The 18208-nt window shown below is 45.1% G+C and carries 20 protein-coding genes; 15 read left to right on the forward strand and 5 right to left on the reverse strand.

Annotated elements, in window-relative coordinates; genetic code table 11:
- The first annotated feature begins 33 nt into the window (after positions 1 to 33).
- A complete protein-coding gene (locus QUB12_RS18510; RefSeq protein WP_333146399.1) occupies positions 34 to 1047 on the forward strand; it encodes a hypothetical protein in 1014 nt (337 codons plus the stop codon).
- A 41-nt stretch (positions 1048 to 1088) separates the two neighbouring features.
- Here the strand turns inward: QUB12_RS18510 and QUB12_RS18515 are convergent, their stop codons facing one another.
- Positions 1089 to 1226, reverse strand: coding sequence for a hypothetical protein (locus QUB12_RS18515; protein ID WP_333146401.1), 138 nt, complete (start codon positions 1224 to 1226; stop codon positions 1089 to 1091).
- Positions 1227 to 1353: 127 nt separating this feature from the next.
- Between QUB12_RS18515 and QUB12_RS18520 the strand changes: the two genes are divergently transcribed.
- Both QUB12_RS18520 and QUB12_RS18525 read left to right on the forward strand, forming a co-directional pair.
- Complete coding sequence (locus QUB12_RS18520; protein ID WP_333307957.1) at positions 1354 to 2454, forward strand: glycosyl transferase; 1101 nt, start codon at positions 1354 to 1356, stop codon at positions 2452 to 2454.
- A 110-nt stretch (positions 2455 to 2564) separates the two neighbouring features.
- Positions 2565 to 2981, forward strand: a complete 417-nt coding sequence (locus tag QUB12_RS18525) for a secondary thiamine-phosphate synthase enzyme YjbQ (protein ID WP_006631723.1) — start codon at positions 2565 to 2567, stop codon at positions 2979 to 2981.
- On the opposite strand, the gene QUB12_RS18530 is transcribed toward QUB12_RS18525, so the two are convergent.
- Positions 2968 to 3483, reverse strand: coding sequence for a heme-binding protein (locus tag QUB12_RS18530; RefSeq protein WP_333146405.1), 516 nt, complete (start codon positions 3481 to 3483; stop codon positions 2968 to 2970). The two genes, QUB12_RS18525 and QUB12_RS18530, sit on opposite strands and share 14 nt — an antisense overlap.
- 421 nt (positions 3484 to 3904) lie before the next feature.
- Here QUB12_RS18530 and QUB12_RS18535 point away from each other — a divergent pair, with 421 nt between their 5' ends.
- Together QUB12_RS18535 and QUB12_RS18540 are read left to right on the forward strand one after the other, a co-directional pair.
- The gene (locus tag QUB12_RS18535; protein ID WP_333146407.1) at positions 3905 to 5104 is read left to right on the forward strand and encodes an EAL domain-containing response regulator; all 1200 of its coding nucleotides are present in this window, start codon (positions 3905 to 3907) and stop codon (positions 5102 to 5104) included.
- A gap of 53 nt (positions 5105 to 5157) precedes the next feature.
- A complete protein-coding gene (locus QUB12_RS18540; protein ID WP_333146409.1) occupies positions 5158 to 6003 on the forward strand; it encodes a prohibitin family protein in 846 nt (281 codons plus the stop codon).
- A gap of 536 nt (positions 6004 to 6539) precedes the next feature.
- Here the strand turns inward: QUB12_RS18540 and QUB12_RS18545 are convergent.
- Positions 6540 to 7454, reverse strand: coding sequence for a LysR family transcriptional regulator (locus QUB12_RS18545; protein ID WP_333300190.1), 915 nt, complete (start codon positions 7452 to 7454; stop codon positions 6540 to 6542).
- Between the two features lie 391 nt (positions 7455 to 7845).
- Between QUB12_RS18545 and QUB12_RS18550 the strand changes: the two genes are divergently transcribed.
- The 9 genes from QUB12_RS18550 (at position 7846) to QUB12_RS18590 (ending at position 15348) form a co-directional block, all read left to right on the forward strand.
- Complete coding sequence (locus QUB12_RS18550; protein ID WP_333307937.1) at positions 7846 to 9348, forward strand: APC family permease; 1503 nt, start codon at positions 7846 to 7848, stop codon at positions 9346 to 9348.
- A gap of 211 nt (positions 9349 to 9559) precedes the next feature.
- Positions 9560 to 10264, forward strand: coding sequence for a cadmium resistance transporter (locus QUB12_RS18555; RefSeq protein ID WP_333307940.1), 705 nt, complete (start codon positions 9560 to 9562; stop codon positions 10262 to 10264).
- 20 nt (positions 10265 to 10284) lie between these two features.
- The gene (locus tag QUB12_RS18560) at positions 10285 to 10935 is read left to right on the forward strand and encodes a cadmium resistance transporter (protein ID WP_333307941.1); all 651 of its coding nucleotides are present in this window, start codon (positions 10285 to 10287) and stop codon (positions 10933 to 10935) included.
- 548 nt (positions 10936 to 11483) lie between these two features.
- Positions 11484 to 12149 (forward strand): hypothetical protein, encoded by a 666-nt coding sequence (locus QUB12_RS18565; protein ID WP_333307942.1) that lies wholly within the window; start codon positions 11484 to 11486, stop codon positions 12147 to 12149.
- Positions 12150 to 12295: 146 nt separating this feature from the next.
- The gene (locus QUB12_RS18570) at positions 12296 to 12718 is read left to right on the forward strand and encodes a DUF202 domain-containing protein (protein ID WP_333146423.1); all 423 of its coding nucleotides are present in this window, start codon (positions 12296 to 12298) and stop codon (positions 12716 to 12718) included.
- Positions 12719 to 12917: 199 nt separating this feature from the next.
- Positions 12918 to 13319 (forward strand): DUF202 domain-containing protein, encoded by a 402-nt coding sequence (locus QUB12_RS18575; RefSeq protein ID WP_333307944.1) that lies wholly within the window; start codon positions 12918 to 12920, stop codon positions 13317 to 13319.
- A gap of 19 nt (positions 13320 to 13338) precedes the next feature.
- Entirely contained in the window at positions 13339 to 13575 is a 237-nt protein-coding gene (locus QUB12_RS18580) for a hypothetical protein (RefSeq protein WP_333146427.1), read from the forward strand.
- A 170-nt stretch (positions 13576 to 13745) separates the two neighbouring features.
- Positions 13746 to 14249 carry a hypothetical protein gene (locus QUB12_RS18585; protein WP_333307946.1) on the forward strand — a complete coding sequence of 168 codons (504 nt, stop codon included), beginning with the start codon at positions 13746 to 13748 and terminating at the stop codon, positions 14247 to 14249.
- A 304-nt stretch (positions 14250 to 14553) separates the two neighbouring features.
- Positions 14554 to 15348, forward strand: coding sequence for a sulfite exporter TauE/SafE family protein (locus QUB12_RS18590; protein ID WP_333307947.1), 795 nt, complete (start codon positions 14554 to 14556; stop codon positions 15346 to 15348).
- A 448-nt stretch (positions 15349 to 15796) separates the two neighbouring features.
- On the opposite strand, the gene cysK is transcribed toward QUB12_RS18590, so the two are convergent.
- On the reverse strand, positions 15797 to 16777 hold the full coding sequence (cysK, locus tag QUB12_RS18595) for a cysteine synthase A (RefSeq protein WP_333307949.1): 981 nt from the start codon (positions 16775 to 16777) through the stop codon (positions 15797 to 15799).
- Between the two features lie 18 nt (positions 16778 to 16795).
- Positions 16796 to 17233 (reverse strand): Rrf2 family transcriptional regulator, encoded by a 438-nt coding sequence (locus QUB12_RS18600; protein ID WP_333307951.1) that lies wholly within the window; start codon positions 17231 to 17233, stop codon positions 16796 to 16798.
- 110 nt (positions 17234 to 17343) lie between these two features.
- On the opposite strand from QUB12_RS18600, the gene QUB12_RS18605 reads away from it, so the two are divergent.
- Complete coding sequence (locus QUB12_RS18605) at positions 17344 to 17577, forward strand: hypothetical protein (RefSeq protein WP_333307953.1); 234 nt, start codon at positions 17344 to 17346, stop codon at positions 17575 to 17577.
- The last annotated feature ends 631 nt before the right edge of the window (positions 17578 to 18208 follow it).

The following is an 18208-nucleotide window of genomic DNA, read 5'->3' on the forward strand; positions in this document are numbered from 1 at the left end:
GTAATTAATTGGCATTCTACCAGATTTTATTAAATGCTAAGATTGATTTTACGGATACTTGCATGGCTGCGCGGGGGAAGTTTAAATTTGTTGCTCATCGCAGGTGTAATCCTGTTAGTTTGGGGCATTCTTTCGCCGGTGGGAACTGTTATATGGTGGCTGAATCAAAGTGCCGAAACGTTTGGTATCAAGAAAAATCCGCCGGAGATATTGCCCTCAAACAAGGGCAATTTAGAAGCCCGCAAGTCTTCGCAGATCAATTGTTATATCATCTTTTTACCGGGAGTTGGCGATTTTTCGGGGGATGAATTAACCCCTGGTGAAGAGTTTTTTCTCAAGCGTTTAGTTAAAAGTCACCCGCAGTGCGTAGCAGTGGGCGATGTTTTTCCTTATTCAGCGTCTAACAAAAGTTTAGGAGGAGAGCGGTGGCTAGCTCCTTTTTGGCGGTTTGCAGAACAGGCAAAAAGCGGGCCGATTGCGGGGGATATATTCATCAAAATTCGCAATCTCTGGAGGTTTGCAATTTCTCTAGATTATCGCTACGGATTTGCATACAATCAGGGAATGGCTAAGGCAATTATAGAGCGCATGAATGCTCAATCTCCCATTTCAGTTAATCCTCAAAAGCCTTTGAAAGTTATTTTAATTGGCACTAGCGGCGGCGCACAAGTTGCTTTGGGTGCTACTCGCTATCTTAAAGAATGGCTGAAGGCAGAAATTACGGTTGTTTCGGTTGGGGGCGTCTTTTCGGGAGAAAATGGTTTTGCAGAGGCCGATCGCATTTTCCACTTTCGCGGCACCCGCGATTCAATTGAGGATATTGGCGGCATAGTTTTTCCGAGTCGCTGGTACTGGTACGCGACTTCTCCTTTCAACCAAGCTCGTTTGCAAGGCCGCTATGCAGCAGCTTTGAGCGGCCCTCACAAGCACGACGGCGATGAGGGATATTTTGGGGAAAATCTGGCGGCAGACGGTAAAAAGTATGTAGATATAACGCTGGACAAGATTAATCAATTACCTGTTTGGTCTGAGGGTGCGCGCGATTGATGAGTTCTTGTATATTGGATAGTCATTAGTTATTAATTTTGTCATTGTTCGTTCTGCGTCCCTTGAAACGGGAGCATCTCATATTTGCAAAAACACTTCTTTCTTCTTCCTTCTGACTCTTTTCTCCTGGCTCCTGACTCCTGACTCCTAATTCCAATTTCGAGCTTTGCTGCTTTCATTGAGATGCTCCCGCTTGAAACTTGGCCTTGTTTCATTCCAGTCTCTACCTCCAATTCCAATTCCCTGTTTGGCCGATCCCCGATGCCCAATTCCCAATTCCCAATTCCCAATTCCCCCCTATTATTAATGTCTCGACCAACATTATATATTGCCATCACAAATCACGGATTCGGGCACGCTGTCCGAGTCTCCTTCGTAGCTGCAAAAATTCAAGAATTAAATCCAGATATCTTACTAATTATCACAACAACAGCACCTCGCTGGCTGCTAGAATCTTATATTACGGGCGACTTTATCCACCGTCCCCGCGCTTTTGATGTGGGTGTGGTACAAGCTGACAGTTTGAATATGGATAAAGATGCGACGCTGGAAAAATTGCGGGAAATTCGGAAAAAGCAAAATTCCCTAATTGCCAGCGAAGTTACTTTTATCAAGCAAAATCGGGTAGGTTTGGTGCTGGCAGATATTCCTCCTTTGGCAACGCGAATGGCGGCAGCGGCTGGGGTTCCCTGCTGGATGATGAGCAATTTTGGGTGGGATTTTATCTATCGCGATTGGGGCGGGGAATTTGTAGAAATGGCAGATTGGATTGGTGAATGTTTCGGAATGTGCGATCGACTTTTTCGTCTTCCTTTGCACGAACCGATGCCAGCTTTCCCAAATATTCAAGATGTGGGCTTGACTGGCGGCAATCCTCGCTACAGTAACGATAAAGTTCGGGAAGTATTCGGCATCGAAACACCGCTGGAAAAAACTGTATTGTTGACTTTCGGCGGATTGGGTTTAGAGGAAATTCCTTATCAAAATTTACAGCAATTTAGCGACTGGCAATTTATTAGTTTTGATGCGGGAGCACCCGATTTGCCCAATTTGATTAAAGTCAAAAATCAGGAGTTTGCAAAATCTTTCCCGATTTTACCGCGTCCGGTTGATATTATGCCTGTCTGCGGGCGCTTAGTTTCTAAACCGGGATACAGCACTTTTGCGGAAGCTTTGCGTTTGGAAATACCTGTTGTTTCTATAAGGAGAGAAGGTTTTGCAGAAGCTGCGGTGTTGCTGGAAGGGATTCAAAATTATGCGGAACATCAAATTTTGACGGCGACGGAGTTTTTTGAGGGGGATTGGGAGTTTTTGCGACAACCGCTGCATCCGCCCTGTTTGTCGGATAAATTGGATAAAAATGGTACGGAGGATATCGCCCAAGCTGTTGTAGACTATTTTTCATAAGTCCGATTAGAAATCGATCTTACACAAACAAAGTCTACCTCCCCGAACCGAAGACTTTTGCATCAGTCTCATCCAAAATCTAAAATCTACAATCTACAATCTAGAATCGAATGAATCACTATCAACAGATACTCAAGATTCAAACTACCGGGAAATCTCTGTCCAAAATCACTCCTAAGATAGAAGATGCGGTGGCGAATTCAGGTATTAAAACAGGACTTTGTAGCTTGTTTTTGCGTCACACTTCTGCTAGTTTGGTGATTCAAGAAAATGCTGACCCGGATGTACTTAAGGATTTGGCTAACTTTTTGGCTAAACTGGTACCGGAGGACGATCGCTACATTCACGATGCCGAAGGCCCAGACGATATGCCGGCGCACATTCGCACTGCGCTGACTCATACTTCTGAACAAATCCCGATCGATCGCGGCAGGTTGCTGTTAGGAACTTGGCAGGGAATTTACCTGTGGGAACACCGCCAGCGGGGTCACATTCGCGAATTAGTTGTTCACGTCAGCGGCACTTGATCGGAATTTGTACCTCGCTGATTTTAGTTGCTTCCGGCGTCATCGGGGAATTGTAAAAAAAGCGACGCGGCGGCCCGACTATTTCATATTCAGGATGTTCTTGAAGCCAATCTTTGAGTTTCTGGAGATTATTTTCGTAGCTTTCCCAAGTGTAGGCCCCGCGCACGCCGATGCTGACAACCGTCATCGGCGAAGTATCCGTGATTTCTACAGCGGAGTTAACGCTGCTGGGGGCGATATTTGGTGTGGGATAGAGGAACGAAACTTCAGCTTGGGGAACCGCATCGATTTGCCCGGAAGTTTCGGTGTAGCGCGCTTCTACTGGCGTTGTCATCGCAATTTGGTTGTTGCTGATGTGTTGAAATAAGGGATTGAAGGCGATGCCAGTTGCTTGTCGCAAATCGCCCGCGTGGGTGTAGGTGACAGCGCGGTACTGAGGATATTGCTTAACTTCTATCACCCCAATCTGTGCGGGTTCAGGGAATCCAGTAGGTAATACCATTTGAGATTTAAAAGTTGAGATTTTACATTCAAGAAGGGGGAAAGACTGACTATGCAAGGGTTTGGAACTTGCTTGCAGTTGCATGATTTTTGGCAACTGCTATAAATAGGCTGAGATTGTTTGCAGACAATCGTTCAGGCGGCACAATTAGTTTAGCAGTTATTTAAGGCGCTGCTAACTGTCGATCGCCTAGAATTAGTTGAGAGATTATCAATTAACCTCGTAATAATACGGACGGCACTGAGTAAGCACAGAAACATTAATCTAGTTGTGCTTGAAAAATTAGCGTTTTTCAGGTGTTTGCTATTTGTGTCGGAAAATATTCCGCTGTTTGGTCGATCGAGCTGTGCGTTCTCAGTTATTGGGACGCTTATCGCGTTCAGTAACGCCTATCAATTATACCGCTTTCAGGGAATGACGTATGAAAAAGATTCTAGTGATTGAGGACGAGCAAGTAATTCGCGAGAATATTCTCAAACTCCTCAAAGCTGAAGGTTTCGACGTGACGGGTGCAGAAAATGGATCGCAAGGTTTATATGCGGCGGTGTCAAATGTTCCCGACGTGATTATTTGCGACGTGATGATGCCAGAACTTGACGGGTATGGGGTGCTGGTGGCCTTGCGATCTAATCCTGTTACTGCTACAGTACCTTTTGTTTTTCTGACCGGTAAAGCCGATCGCTGTGAAATGCGGCAAGGTATGGAATTGGGAGCAGATGATTACCTGACTAAACCTTTTACTAAAGCTGAACTTGTGGGAGCGATATCGAGCCGCTTGAAAAAACAAGAAGCTGTCGCCGAACAGTACAATACTTTGCGATCGCAAAGCAGCGAATTGATCCAAGATGCCGACAAATTAGATCGGATAAAAACAAGTTTGTGCGACGCACTGGAACGAGAAGAATTCCAAGTTTATTATCAGCCGCAGGTCAATGTCCACACTGGTAAAATTATCAGCGCAGAAGCTTTAGTGCGCTGGCTGCATCCAGAAAAAGGGCTGATTTCGCCCGCAGAATTTATTCCCCAGGCCGAAGCAACTGGCTTCATTGTACAGTTAGGCGAGTGGGTTTTGCAGACAGCTTGCAGGCAAATGCAAGTTTGGCAAAATGCTGGTTTCCCGCTCCGAATAGCGGTAAATCTGTCGCCACGCCAATTTCACCAACCGGATCTCAGCAGCAGAGTTGCCCACATTTTAGCAGAGACTGGTTTGCAAGCGAGCAGTTTAGAATTAGAGCTGACAGAAAGTTTGATGGTAGAAGATGCGGAAAGTGCGATCGCGACTTTGCAACATTTGAAAAATTTGGGAGTTTGTATATCTCTTGACGATTTCGGAACTGGGTATTCTTCTTTAAGCTATCTGACGCAATACCCCTTCGATACTTTAAAAATAGACCGCTGTTTTATCAGCAATATCACCGATGGTTGCACAAATGCAGCGATTGTCAAAGCTATTATTGAAATGGCGCACAGTCTCTGTCTTGAGGTAATTGCCGAAGGAGTTGAAACAGAAGCCGAAAAAGATTTTCTCTGGCGCTATAAGTGCGATATAATGCAAGGATATTTGTTCAGTCCTCCTTTGGCGGCAGCGGATTTTGAACAGTTGTTGATGGCAGGAAAATAGAAGATTGGTTAAATCAATATTGGTCATTGAATTAAGTGCGATCGGGGTGGAATATGGTTTTAGAATCCAGCAGTAACGTTGACTCACTCAAATCCAGCAATAAAAAAAATAAAGAGTTTTACCTAGCTGTTCAACTAGCTATAGTAATAGTATTTCTAGCTATTTTGTCCAAATTTTTTATCATAGTCAACGCTGGAGAACGGGGCGTGCTGATGCAGTTTGGCAAAGTGCAAGAACAGGTACTAGGAGAAGGAATTCACGTAATAGTTCCCACAGTTTATACTGTAAAAAAGTTGAGCGTCAGGGTACAAAAACAGGAAAGTTCCGCTGAAGCTTCCTCAAAAGATTTGCAAGATGTTTTCACGGATGTAGCGCTCAATTGGCACATTATCCCAGAAGAAGCAAATGCTATTTTTCAACAAATAGGTGACGAAAAAGAAGTCGTGGCTCGCATTATCGATCCGGCAGTTGAAGAAGTATTAAAAGCAGTTATGGCCAAATACACGGCTGAAGAAATAATTACTAAACGGGGAGAAGTTAAAGCCGCAGTTGATGATTCTTTGACCTTGAGGCTGGTTACATATCACATTGCAGTAGACGATATTTCTTTAGTACACGTTCACTTTTCTGAGCGGTTTAGCGAGGCGGTGGAGGCGAAACAAATTGCCGAACAGGAGGCAAAAAGAGGGGAGTTTTTAGCGCTGAAGGCAGTAAAACAGGCCGAGGCTAAGGTGAATTTAGCCAAGGGAGAAGCCGAAGTGCAAAGGTTGCTGCGGGACAATTTGACTCCCGAACTTTTGGAAAGGCAGGCTATAGAAAAATGGGATGGGAAATTGCCGCTGATTGTTGGTGATGGGGGGAAAAATTTATTGGACTTGAGGAAATTGGTTGAGAGATAACAGCCCTGGACGCATCAGCCCAAAGAAACCGGGTTTTTTACCTAATCTGTGACCTACAACGAAGGATTTTCGGAAAAAAACCCGGTTTCTGACTATCGGTGCACAAGTCCCGTACAAAAATACAGGGAATTTAGCTTTTTATGTCGGTAAAAAACCCGGTTTCTTGAGTATTGGTGCGTAATACCAATTTTTTATGAGGTTGCATAGAATCCGATCCCCCCTAGCCAAGAGGGCGGGCACGGGGAGTAGGGGTCGCACCGCCCCTACTAAGGGGGGGACAAGATTCTTCTCAAAGTCAACCCCTACTCCCCAACAACCAGGGGGAGTAGGGGGTATGCGAGGGGGATCGAGATATGTGCAACTTCACATTAAATTGGTATAAGTCCTGAATTACCAATTATATCATGTCCGGTCGATTATCCTGATTCCTGTAGGGGCGGGTTCACCAATAATATTTGCCCCTAACGGACAATCTCACAAACCCGCCCCGGCTTATGTATTATTGGCGATCGATCAGACATGATATTACCCGCACCTTAAGTTAATATCTGTTCAAAGGCTTTAGCAATTCCCGTTTGAAAACGCTGTCGGTGTTTCAGTTTCAAAACAGGTTTAATTATTTCAAAAGATACATTTGAACTCGGTTCGCTAGCTGAAATTTTTATCGATCGCAGTGTAGATAGCTGCAATTCTTTTTTTACCATCAATTCAGGAATAGCCGCTGCACCTGTGCCACTTTCCACCACTGCTTTTACCATTTCACTGCTGTTCAAAACTAAAGTTACATTCAATTCATGGGGATTAATGCCCCAACTTTGCAAAGCTTGTTCCAACATTTGCTGAACTCCCGAACCAGCTTCTCGCATCACCCAATCCGTTTTCGCAATTTCCGCTAAACTCACCTCTGCACGTTCAAACCAAGGGTGAGATTTGCCAACTACAATCAGCAAGCGTTCGCTGCCTATAACTTCTTCCTCCAGAGTGCTCTTAAGCGAAGCTTTGAGGTCTCCCGTCACTAAACCCAAATCAAATGTTCCCGTCGCCGTCCCTGCACAAATTTCTTCGGCATTTGCCAGAGTACAATTCACGCAAATACCAGGATATTTTTGTTTGAACTTGCTAAGTTTATCAGGCAACCAATAATTGCCAATGGTCAGACTGCAACCCAAGTTTAATTCGCCTCGCTGCAAGTCGTTCAACTCCCGCAAACCTCTCTCTGTCAAAGCAACTTGGTCTAGAATTTTCTGCGTTTCAACTTGCAGCAACTTCCCAGCATCTGTGATTTCGATGCGGCGGCCGATGCGGTGGAATAGTTTTACTCCGTATTGCGCCTCTAAGCTTTGGATTGTCGCACTGACAGCGGGTTGGGTGATGTAAAGTTCCTCCGCTGCGCGGCTGAAGTGCAGATGTTCCGCGACAGCTAGAAAAACTCGCAGTTGGTCAAGCGTCATTCCGGCCATGCTGAGGGTTCCTTTACTAAATACAGTTATTTTTTGAGATTAAAATCTCTTGCGGCTAAGCTTTGACGTGAACTTTTCGATCGAGTCTCTGGTACAGGTTGGAATTACCAAAAAAGGACGGTTGCCAGCCGCTATTTAAATTTTCCTTTTAATATCAAGGGTTTGGGCTGGTGGCGACAGATAGGTGTCGTCTTCCAACAGTTCTTTGGCTGCAGCATTGCATCACTTGTATTTATTAATTCGATAAAAAATACCATTTGATTCTACCTGTCAAGAGCCTTAAGGTGATACTTAAGCTTCTAACGCAGGGCCCGATGCTGAAGCAGCACCGACAAGTTTAAGCCGATCGCCAAAAGTCGATCGGCAACAAGAGAGAAGATAAATGACTAAGAAAACGCCAAAAAATCACAGTCCCCACGGCTTAAAGCCGGACTGCCTCTCGTTTGGAGAGGTTTTAGCTCAATCCTTTGCCGTCATTGCACCTACAACGATACCAGCATCTAATCTAGGGTTAATCGTCGCTCTTTCGGGTAACGGGGCTTGGCTGAGCTTTCTCATCGGCTTGATAGGCCTAGTATTTGTCAGCATCAATATCAACCAATTTGCAAGTCGATCGGCTTCTGCCGGTTCTCTTTATTCTTATATTGTTAAAGGACTAGGCCCGACTGCCGGCGTAATTTGCGGCTGGAGTTTGGTACTCGCTTATCTATTTACTGCGATGGCCGTTTTGTGTGGTTTTGCCAACTTTACGGGTACTTTCATCGGTCATTTAGGCATCCATCCCTCACCGATTACGCTGTTAGCGATCGGGGCCGGCGTTGCTTGGTATGCAGGTTATAAAGATATCCAACTCTCTGCTATGGCGATGCTGTGGCTGGAGGGGGCATCAGTGGCAGCGATTTTTATCTTGGGAATGATCATCTGGGCGCACAAAGGTTTTGCCCTGGATATGTCCCAATTAACTTTGGAAGGCGTAACTCCCGGCAATATAGCGACGGGACTTGTATTAGTAATGTTTGGTTTCTCTGGTTTTGAAAGCGCTACATCTCTGGGCGACGAAGCGAAAAAACCCTTAAAAAATATCCCCAGGGCTGTCATGGGCAGTGCTGTCATGGCAGGCTTATTCTTCATTTTGATGACCTATATTGAGGTTTTGGGTTTTAGCGGTACAGGAGTTTCTATTACTAATAGTGAAGAACCTCTGACTTTTCTGGCGCAACAAGTGGGCATGGGTTGGCTGGGAGAGTTAGTGGCTTTCGGCGCTTTATTTAGCTTTTTTGCTTGCGTGCTCGGCAGCATCAATCCAGCCGCGAGAGTGTTTTTTATGATGGCGCGGCACGGTTTGTTTCACTCTTCATTAGGTGTAGCGCATTCGTCTAATAGAACTCCCCACGTTGCAGTAACGATGTGTACATTTATGACATTTTTGGTGCCTGCTGTGATGTCTATGTTTAACATCAAACTGTTCGATTGTATGGGTTATTTGGGGGCAATTTGCAGCTACGGATTTTTAACCGTGTACGTCTTAATTTCGATCGCGGCTCCGGTTTACCTGCACAAAATTGGTAAATTGCGCGTGCGAGATGTAGCGTTTTCGGCTGTGGCGATCGCATTTATGATGATTCCGATTGCCGGCAGCGTGGGCATTCCCGGCAGCACTATGTTCCCACCTCCAGAAGCTCCTTATAATGCCTTTCCTTACTTGTTCTTGATGTACTTGGTGGCTACTTGCGGATGGTTTTTCTGGCAACGGCTGCGTTCTCCTGAACTGACGGGATCGATGCAGCAGGGTATTGACGCAATTCACGCCAAGTTCGAGGAAGAAAATGCAATTTACGGTGGTGTTCGATTGAAAGTAGTTCCCTTTGACAGCGATCGTTTTTGATTAACAGTTACCAGTTCACAGTCAGGACTAATAGTTTTTAGCAACAGGGTTTTTACTGAGATATTGCAGCATTGTCAATCAGCATTTCAATGGCGGGCTAGAATCAAGAACCCACAATAAAATTTAATTTTTGTGGAACGGGCATCTTGCCCGTTCCGAAGATACGATCCCAGCGAGTACAACCAAATAAAAAATCTGAGGAGACACAGAAATGAATGAATTACTAACAGCTATTCCGACGGGAATGACAGCTTTTACGGCTACGAATCTGGACGATATTCTGATTCTGCTGCTGTTTTTTTCGCAGGTGAATGCAGTATTTCGGCGCAGGCATATCGTGTTCGGTCAGTTTCTGGGCTTTACTGCACTGGTTTTTGTTAGCCTTCCGGGGTTTTTTGGCCGCTTAATCTTTCCCCCAGATTGGATCGGAATGCTGGGTTTGCTGCCAATTGCGATCGGGCTTAGCCGCTTGCTGAATTCCGAAACTGACGATTCGGAAGTTGAGGCAGAATTAGAGCAATCTGAGAAATCTTTTTTTAGCAGTTTTCTGTCTCCTCAAACTTACAGCGTAGCAGCGGTGACGGTGGCCAATGGCGGCGACAATATCGGGATATATGTGCCGCTTTTTGCTAGCAATACTTTAGAAAGTTTGGCGGTGATTCTCACTGTATTCTTCGGGATGGTGGGCGTTTGGTGCTACGCTGCTTATCGGTTAATTCAGATGCGGGCGATCGCAGATACTTTGACTCGCTACGGCAATCAGCTTGTGCCTTTTGTTTTAATCGGATTGGGAATGGCGATTCTGGTTAAAAGCGGCACTCTGGCAAGCCCAACTTTAAGTATAATATCTTTAGTTGGTTGCGCTTTCTGTTTGATAACGATGAGCAGAGGTAACGCCAGCGGAACTGAAGTTTAAAAAAATTGCAGGGACAGCACATGAATTGGATTGCAGCAGCGATTATTGCCGGGATTACATCTTTTGCCGCAACCAATATCGACGATATGGTGCTTTCGATGCTGTTCTTCGCCCAGGTAAATGATACTTTCCGCCCCCGGCATATCTTTGTCGGTAAGTACCTCGGATTTGCAGCACTCATCGCTGCTAGTTTGCCCGGTTTTTTTGGCGGTTTAATTGTGCCGAAAGCTTGGATTGGCTTGCTGGGTTTGGTTCCGATCGCGATCGGCATCAGTCACTTAGTCAAGAGAGAAAATGAGGAGAATGACGTACAAGCAGTATCGGGCGAATTTAACCGGAAATCTAATTCACCTGTGTCAAAGCTAGTAAATCTTTTCAACCCCCAAACTTTGAATGTGGCTGCGGTAACAGTGGCTAACGGGGGTGACAACATCGGTATTTACTTGCCGCTGTTTGCTAGCAGCGATTTGCCGAGCTTGCTGGTGATTTTGGCGGTTTTCTCGGTGATGGTAGGTGTTTGGTCTTATGCCGCTTACCGGTTAACTCGCCAAAGGGCGATCGCCCATATTTTGACTCGCTATACCAAGGCTGCTGTCCCTTTTGTATTGATTGGTTTGGGAATATTCATCCTGATTGAAAGTGGTAGTTATCGGCTGATCCCGCCATTTTAATCTAACTAATGATCGGCCAAGGTTCCGCTAGTTTCATCCCTCTATAGGTAGATAATTTGCCATAAGTCATAAGTCCTAACTCATCACTTTTCCCTTAACAATTGTTTGCTAAAAAGTTGCGCTAAATCGCTTGAAATTTATCAACAAATATGCTAAGTTAATAATGAAGTGAGTGACCAAGCTAAAACCAGCTTCAAACTAATTTAGCCTCAAGTAGTCACGAAACTTGAAACCATCTTTTGAGCTAGCCAATTGCCAGACTTAGGCAACAATATACCTCTTGTCTCAAGAAATCCTGTAGTGGTGAATCAAACCGAGCTAAAAAATTGAGGATTAATCCCTAAACGCTCGCCCGCTCGCTTCGCCACTACCCCACGCCGAGCGACTTTGACAATAGGTATAATGCTAAAAAAACAGATTTTTCGCTTCGGCAAAATTTGGTTTTTCAGGCAAACCAGTTAAAGAGATATCGTTTTTGCCTAAGTCCTAAAATAGCAAGCAAAAAGAAAGTTGGAAAAAACCTGACAATCGAGAAAAGGAGAAAAATTGTGAAAATCTTCAAATTTGTTTTAGTGATCTTGGTAATGACCGCCAATTTAGTATTCGTTCCCCCATCCTGGGCCGACGCTCCAAAAACGCCGAGATATGCGAGCAATCCCGACTACATAGAGGTGACTCAATCTCTGAACACTCTCAAGGCAGCGAAAGACGCACCCGATACCGCCCAGAATTATACCCCTGAGCAACTTCAGCAAAAAATCTCTCAATTGGAGTTTCAAAAATACACTTTAGAAACGGGAAAACCTTGGGGTCAGTGCCGCAACGAGACAGGAAAAACCCTGGCTGTCTACGGCCCGAAACGCAAAAAAGCAGCGGAGTCTTCTTACGAGAATGCCCTTTATTTTCTAGCTGACGGCCAAACAACTGAACATAAATGGGATTGCGATGGAATTTATCTAGCCAGCGATGTCAAAGCAACCGATTTAAGAACGACCGATCAACCTTCAGAAGAATTGACGGGCGGTCTAGCTGTTAAGATAGTTGACGGAACTCAAGTTGTAGCCAGAGCTAATCCCGCTACGGGGGCTGTAGAATTCAACGTTCCTACTGCTAAGGTTTTCCAGCCTGGGGATGCGAATTGGTTTGTTCCTGATGTGACTCAGGCTTACATAGATACGCAAGTTCCCAACGCACCAACTGAGGAAAATGATTAGTTTTGGTGAAGTTGTAATGCGATCGGCTGTTTAAAGCCAGTTGCAACGCAAAATCCCGCCGGGTATTTATACCCGGCGGATAATCATTCCAGCGAAAATATATCGGTTTACCTTCTCATTTCCCGTTAAAATTAAAAGGTTTATCTATGCTATTAAATTGGAAATCCACAAAAGTAATTACAGAAAAGATTAAGCGACCAAATCCGTCGCGGGTGCGGGATCACTTGGCAAACGAGCGCACTTATTTAGCATGGATGCGGACAGCAATATCGCTGATGGGTTTTGGCGTAGTTATCGTGCGCCTTCGCACCTTTCATCCCCCTCTACTCCCAACTCCCGGCAATGGCTGGAAGTTGGGTTTGCTTTTTTCAGCAGTGGGTTTGCTGACGGTGTTATTCTCAACTAAGCACTACTTTGGCGTCCGTCACGATATCGATTACGATACTTATGAACCTACGGATCGCTGGGTAATTCTTTTCAGCCTCGCGATCGCCATCCTAGGGGCTGGGGTAATTTATTATATGTTCACCGTTCCTTCTAGCTCGTTTGGTTTGATGGCACCTGAATAATGGTGGCGGTTTAATATGAATATTAAAGAGTTCGATCGCGTGCAATTATCGTTCCAACTGAGATGTTGCACCATTGTCAAGAACAGGCAAGATGCCTGTTCCACAAAAAGTGCATTTTCTTGTGGGGAGTAGGGGGTTGGGCATCCTGCCCGCCCAAAAAAGGCTTATCGAGAATGGTGCAAGATGTGAGCTCCCACCGATGCAAGTAGATGATGAGAAAACAAAACAGCAAAATCTGTCGCGGGCGATCGATCGATCGGCAAATGAGCGCACCTTCTTAGCATGGATGCGGGCTGCGATCGCACTCATGGGTTTTGGCGTCGTCATCATCCGACTTCGCGTCGTGCAAATGCCCGTACATTACCGTCAGGCGATGGGGTGGAAGTTGGGTTTAATTTTCTCTCTAATAGGTTGGGTCACAGTCTTAATCTCAACTAAGCATTACTTCACCGTTCGCCACCAAATTGACCACGATACCTACAATCCCCCAGACGGCATGGTTTTATTTTTCAGTTCCGCTGTGGGCTTATTGGGGATTGGAGTAATTTATTCAATTTTGGCAACCGCCCTGAGCCCAAGTAGTTTTGTAATACCCGATTGATTGTCAACAGGAGTTAATCATGAACAGCGATACAGTTGCCACGATCGCTTCCATTCTTATCTTAGCTGCTGCTATCTGGGCAGCATTCGTAGTGCTTGAGACAGTCGCGAAAATAGTCCCTAAATTGCTGGGCGTGACAGTCGCGATCGGGCTTTTGCTCGTTTACCTGCAATTTTACTGGGGCATCGACACCGCATATCTTTGGCAAACAGTCAAGCATTTGCCGGAAACTTTCAATTTGTCGATCGGCGCCTAAATTATCACCAGCCAGCATTCTCAACAACCTCTCTCGGATAGATATTTTAGTACCGCAAACAAAGTATATTTAGCCGATTCCACAAAATACGGTAACTAGATTGACTTACTAGACATAACTGATTCAGGCTGTTAAACTACGGTAAGTCGATCGAGTAATGAGCTATTAACGTGGAAAACGCTAAAAAAGTCATTGAAGAGTACCAGCTTGCAGGACAACTCACCCAACAGTTGCCAGAAGCGAAGGGCTTTAACGAAGTCTGGTTTAAAAAGATCAGAGGCGGGTTGCTTCTGGCAATTGGATATTTGCTATCACCCCTGTGTTGGTGGAACGACATATTTTTCAATCTGCCAATTGCCTACGCCTTTGGGTATATCTGTAGTTGGCTTTCCCCAGATTTACTGTTTCCTTGCACAATTGTCGGCTACTGGCTTTCCAATATTGTGGGAATTCTGTTGATGCAGCTAGGAACTTTAGATGTTTTTGCCGACAAACCCAAGGAAAAAAACCTCAAAAAAGAGTTATTGACGGGTTTAGTATCATCAACCGCCTTCACTGTTGTCATTGTGGCATTGATTCATTTTAATGTTCTCGAAACTCCCGATTTCTTTGCCGGCAAGGACTCGGTTAACCTCAGCTATGCTTTACCTGTGACGCTCGTCACTTCAAGGTAGAAAGCCGAATATAAACCCCATAAATGAATCCAGGGTTTTTCATCAGTTACACAGGTACCTATAAGAAAATCAGGGAGCTTTTACACTACATTTTTTGTAGTTTTGTTGATTTGCATTTACTTACTTTAACCAAGATTTTTGTAGCTTAAGACGCGAGAAATCTCAAGCCTTTAAAAGCAAAACTCCTGGCAACGCATATTGAAATGCAAGCGATATTTAGCCTGTGTAGCTGTGTTGTTCTAGCCACCCAAGTTATCTATTTGTTGGTTGGCAGCGCTTAAATACACAGTTTTTGGGCATAACAGTGAATTACTTATTACTATCGTTTCTCAGCTTTTTCGTGGGCATTATCGTTGGTTTGACCGGAGTTGGCGGAGCCTCGCTCATCACCCCAATGTTAATTTTTGTTTTCCAAATTCCAGCATCAATTGCTATTAGTTCGGATGTCGTAGCTGCCACACTGATGAAAGTTGTTGGCGGCTTCAAACACTGGCAGCAAAAAACCCTCGACTTGCAAATAGTTAAGTGGCTGGCTTTGGGCAGCGTGCCCGGTTCGCTGACTGGCGTGTGGATTTTACACTGCATCAAATCCAGCGGAAGTCATGACTTAGACAGCATATTGCTGCGCTGTCTCGGAGTAGGAATCGCACTAATTGTCGCTTTATCGCTGACCAAATTAGTGGTCAAAACATTTTTCCCTAGTTTTAAATTGCCTTCGCCCGCTAAATGGGACTTAAATACTAATTATGGCCGTATTTGTACTGTGAGTACGGCAGCAATTTTAGGCTGCATAGTGGGAATCACTAGCGTGTCTTCCGGTTCGATGTTTGCACTGTTGTTGATTGCTTTTTTCCGCCTGGATACTTCTAAATTGGTGGGTACAGATATTTCGCAGGCGGCAATTTTGTTGATGTTTACATCTCTGGGACACCTCAGCCTCGGAACGGTAGACTGGAGTTTAGTTTTGCCCATTTGGTTGGGTTCGGTGCCGGGAGTTTTAGTAGGTGCTAAATTATGCCAAATTATGCCTCAACGCCCGCTAAAGTTTGTTATTTACGGAATGTTGGCGATGGCTAGTTGGAAGTTGTATCAAGTCTGAAAAGTAGGGGTAGTGCCGGGCCCATTGCTGTCAACAATGCCCTACAAACCTTTGTATATCTTGTTTATAGCCGAGTCTAGATCCCCCTAAATCCCCCTTAAGAAGGGGGACTTTGATAAGAATCTTGTCCCCCCCTTATTAAGGGGGGTTAGGGGGGATCTAGACTTCGATATAACAAGAGAGACGGTCGGTTTGACGTTAAGTTGTCACCAATGCCCTACAAGGTAGGGGTAGTGCCGGGCCCATTGCTGTCAACAATGCCCTACAAACCTTTGTATATCTTGTTTATAGCCGAGTCTAGATCCCCCTAAATCCCCCTTAAGAAGGGGGACTTTGATAAGAATCTTGTCCCCCCCTTATTAAGGGGGGTTAGGGGGGATCTAGACTTCGATATAACAAGAGAGACGGTCGGTTTGACGTTAAGTTGTCACCAATGCCCTACTACAATTTAATACTTGCTGACTAATGCTTCGAGTTCGCTGACGGTCGGCAATTCTAAATCTTTGAACAAGGCTGTACTGAGGTAGCGTTCGCCATAAGAAGGCTGCACAAAAACTATCAATTTTCCAGCATTTTCGGGACGCTTGCCGACTTGAATTGCGGCATACAAAGCGGCGCCTGCAGAAATTCCTGACAACAATCCTTCTTCTCTGGCCAGCCGACGACTGTAGGCGATCGCATCTGCGTCGCTAACTGCAATTGTTTCATCAATTAACTCTGGTTTCAACACTTCCGGGATGAATCCTGCACCAATCCCTTGAATTTTGTGAGCACCAGATTTGCCTCCAGAAAGCACGGGACTGCTGGCGGGTTCAACTGCAATTACCCTAAAACTAGACTTTCGCGGTTTAATTACTTCAGCAACTCCAGTAATCGTACCGCCGGTGCCAACTCCAGCAACTAAAAAATCTACTTTACCTTCTGTATCTTCCCAAATTTCCTCGGCCGTTGTCTCCCGGTGAATTTTTGGGTTAGCGGGGTTGCGAAACTGTTGCAGCATGAAAGCATCGGGCGTTTCTTCTACAATTTCTTCCGCACGGGCGATCGCGCTTAACATCCCTTCATGTCCCGGAGTTAATTCCAATTGAGCTCCGTAAGCTTTCAGCATCGATCGGCGTTCCGTGCTCATCGTATCCGGCATCGTTAAAATCAGACTGTAGCCTTTCGCCGCCGCAATCATTGCCAAAGCAATTCCAGTATTGCCTGAAGTCGGTTCAACTAAAATAGTTTTCCCCGGTTGAATTAACCCCGCATCTTCTGCAGCCTGAATCATGCTCGCTGCAATCCGATCTTTCACCGAAGCAGCCGGATTCATCCCTTCCAATTTTGCCACGATTTGAGCAACTACTCCTTCGGCTTGGGGAATTTTATTGAGCTGAACTAATGGAGTTCTGCCAATTATTCCTGTAACATCCTTAGCAATTCTCATGGCTTAATTTCTCTCCCTTTAAATGTAGTACATGGGATGTGCTTGTTTGCGAACATCCCGCTGTTCGCACAAATCTTGTAATGTGTATTTCCCCAAAACAGACCAAGATGCCTGTTGAGCTTCCTGCCAGATTTCTAGCACCGCAGTTTTTTCTATTGTTACAGATTCCGAAACTTTTTGGGTCGGGCCACTGCCGGATCCTTCGAGTGTCGAAAACACCTCTAGCAAAGTAATCTGCCAAGGCTCTTTCGCCAGCAAATAACCGCCTTTAGCACCCCGCAAACTCTGGACAATACTTGCACGCCGCAGCACGGCAAGAATTTGGTCTAGATAGCGTTCGGGTATCTCTTGAGAAGCAGTAAGTTCGCTTACTGTTAGGGGCGAATCCTTCGGGTGGTGGCTCGCCAGTTCCAAGAGCGCTAACAGGGCATATTGTACTCTAGAAGATAGTTCCACATTCCCCACTGGCGATCGAGTTTAAATTGTACATTATATCATAGTACACAATTCCGGTAGGTGTACAGGTGTTAATATATCTTTATTACAAAAACGGTTGGAGAAACCCCGTGAGCAACGTAAATTTAGGTTTAAGCTGTCGGCACTGTCGGTATTACGAGCAGCACGGGCACAGGGGCGGAAACTGCCTGATGCTGGGCGTGGGGGTACAGGGTGGGTGGAAAGCTTGCCCCTTCTTGGTTCGGCCCTTTGCACCGTCTTGGGAATACCCCGAAGCGGGTAGAGCAGGAGAGTCTCAAATGTTGCAGGGAGCGAGTATTTTACAGGCAATACCGCCGCCTTAAAGTAACTACTAAGTAGGTAGGCGGATATATGCTGTCTCATCCTTAAGTTGATTGATACTGAGATATTGCACCATTGTCAGCAACAGGCAAGATGCCTGTTCCACAAGAAAATTTATCTGTTGTGGAACAGGCCGGAAAGCCTGTTCATAAAAGGCTAATTGAGAATGGTGCAACATATGAGTTCATACTCACCTATTTGGGGGCAGTAAACAGGTGCGAGATATCGCATCTGTTGGCAGTGAGAAGAAAGAAATCAACACAAACAAAAAAGCAAGTGCGATTGTTGCCCTTGCTTTTGAACTTATTGACGAGTCGATGATAAAATTTAATAAACGCACATTCGATACAAATTATCTGTTGCCCAGACCATTCTGAATTTGAGCGAAGATTGCACCGTCACCTTTGAACAGGGACGATTTTAACAGAGCGGCTGATTTAAGAGAAAATCCTGGCAAACCAGTTTTTTTCTTAAATGGCTGCAAGACACTATCTGCGAGATGATGATTCCGCATTGATGCTTCTTAGTTCCTCTTGTTTTTCTCAGATAGATTGAGCGCATAATTAAGTTTAATGCGCTTGATATCGGGCAAATGCAGCCTGATGAGATTTGCCCGGATAATCTATAAGATTT

Origin of the sequence: Microcoleus sp. B7-D4 (assembly GCF_036705125.1) — a bacterium.
Taxonomy (GTDB): Bacteria; Cyanobacteriota; Cyanobacteriia; order Cyanobacteriales; family Microcoleaceae; genus Microcoleus.

Excerpts from the sequence above, each read along its gene's own strand:
- QUB12_RS18540 (WP_333146409.1), top strand. The coding sequence starts at position 5,158 with ATGGTTTTAGAATCCAGCAGTAACGTTGACTCACTCAAATCCAGCAAT.
- QUB12_RS18525 (WP_006631723.1), top strand. The coding sequence starts at position 2,565 with ATGAATCACTATCAACAGATACTCAAGATTCAAACTACCGGGAAATCT.
- QUB12_RS18550 (WP_333307937.1), top strand. The coding sequence starts at position 7,846 with ATGACTAAGAAAACGCCAAAAAATCACAGTCCCCACGGCTTAAAGCCG.
- QUB12_RS18545 (WP_333300190.1), bottom strand. The coding sequence starts at position 7,454 with ATGACGCTTGACCAACTGCGAGTTTTTCTAGCTGTCGCGGAACATCTG.
- QUB12_RS18515 (WP_333146401.1), bottom strand. The coding sequence starts at position 1,226 with ATGAAAGCAGCAAAGCTCGAAATTGGAATTAGGAGTCAGGAGTCAGGA.
- QUB12_RS18555 (WP_333307940.1), top strand. The coding sequence starts at position 9,560 with ATGAATGAATTACTAACAGCTATTCCGACGGGAATGACAGCTTTTACG.
- QUB12_RS18535 (WP_333146407.1), top strand. The coding sequence starts at position 3,905 with ATGAAAAAGATTCTAGTGATTGAGGACGAGCAAGTAATTCGCGAGAAT.
- QUB12_RS18510 (WP_333146399.1), top strand. The coding sequence starts at position 34 with ATGCTAAGATTGATTTTACGGATACTTGCATGGCTGCGCGGGGGAAGT.
- QUB12_RS18580 (WP_333146427.1), top strand. The coding sequence starts at position 13,339 with ATGAACAGCGATACAGTTGCCACGATCGCTTCCATTCTTATCTTAGCT.
- QUB12_RS18520 (WP_333307957.1), top strand. The coding sequence starts at position 1,354 with ATGTCTCGACCAACATTATATATTGCCATCACAAATCACGGATTCGGG.
- QUB12_RS18575 (WP_333307944.1), top strand. The coding sequence starts at position 12,918 with ATGCAAGTAGATGATGAGAAAACAAAACAGCAAAATCTGTCGCGGGCG.
- QUB12_RS18560 (WP_333307941.1), top strand. The coding sequence starts at position 10,285 with ATGAATTGGATTGCAGCAGCGATTATTGCCGGGATTACATCTTTTGCC.
- cysK (WP_333307949.1), bottom strand. The coding sequence starts at position 16,777 with ATGAGAATTGCTAAGGATGTTACAGGAATAATTGGCAGAACTCCATTA.
- QUB12_RS18570 (WP_333146423.1), top strand. The coding sequence starts at position 12,296 with ATGCTATTAAATTGGAAATCCACAAAAGTAATTACAGAAAAGATTAAG.
- QUB12_RS18530 (WP_333146405.1), bottom strand. The coding sequence starts at position 3,483 with ATGGTATTACCTACTGGATTCCCTGAACCCGCACAGATTGGGGTGATA.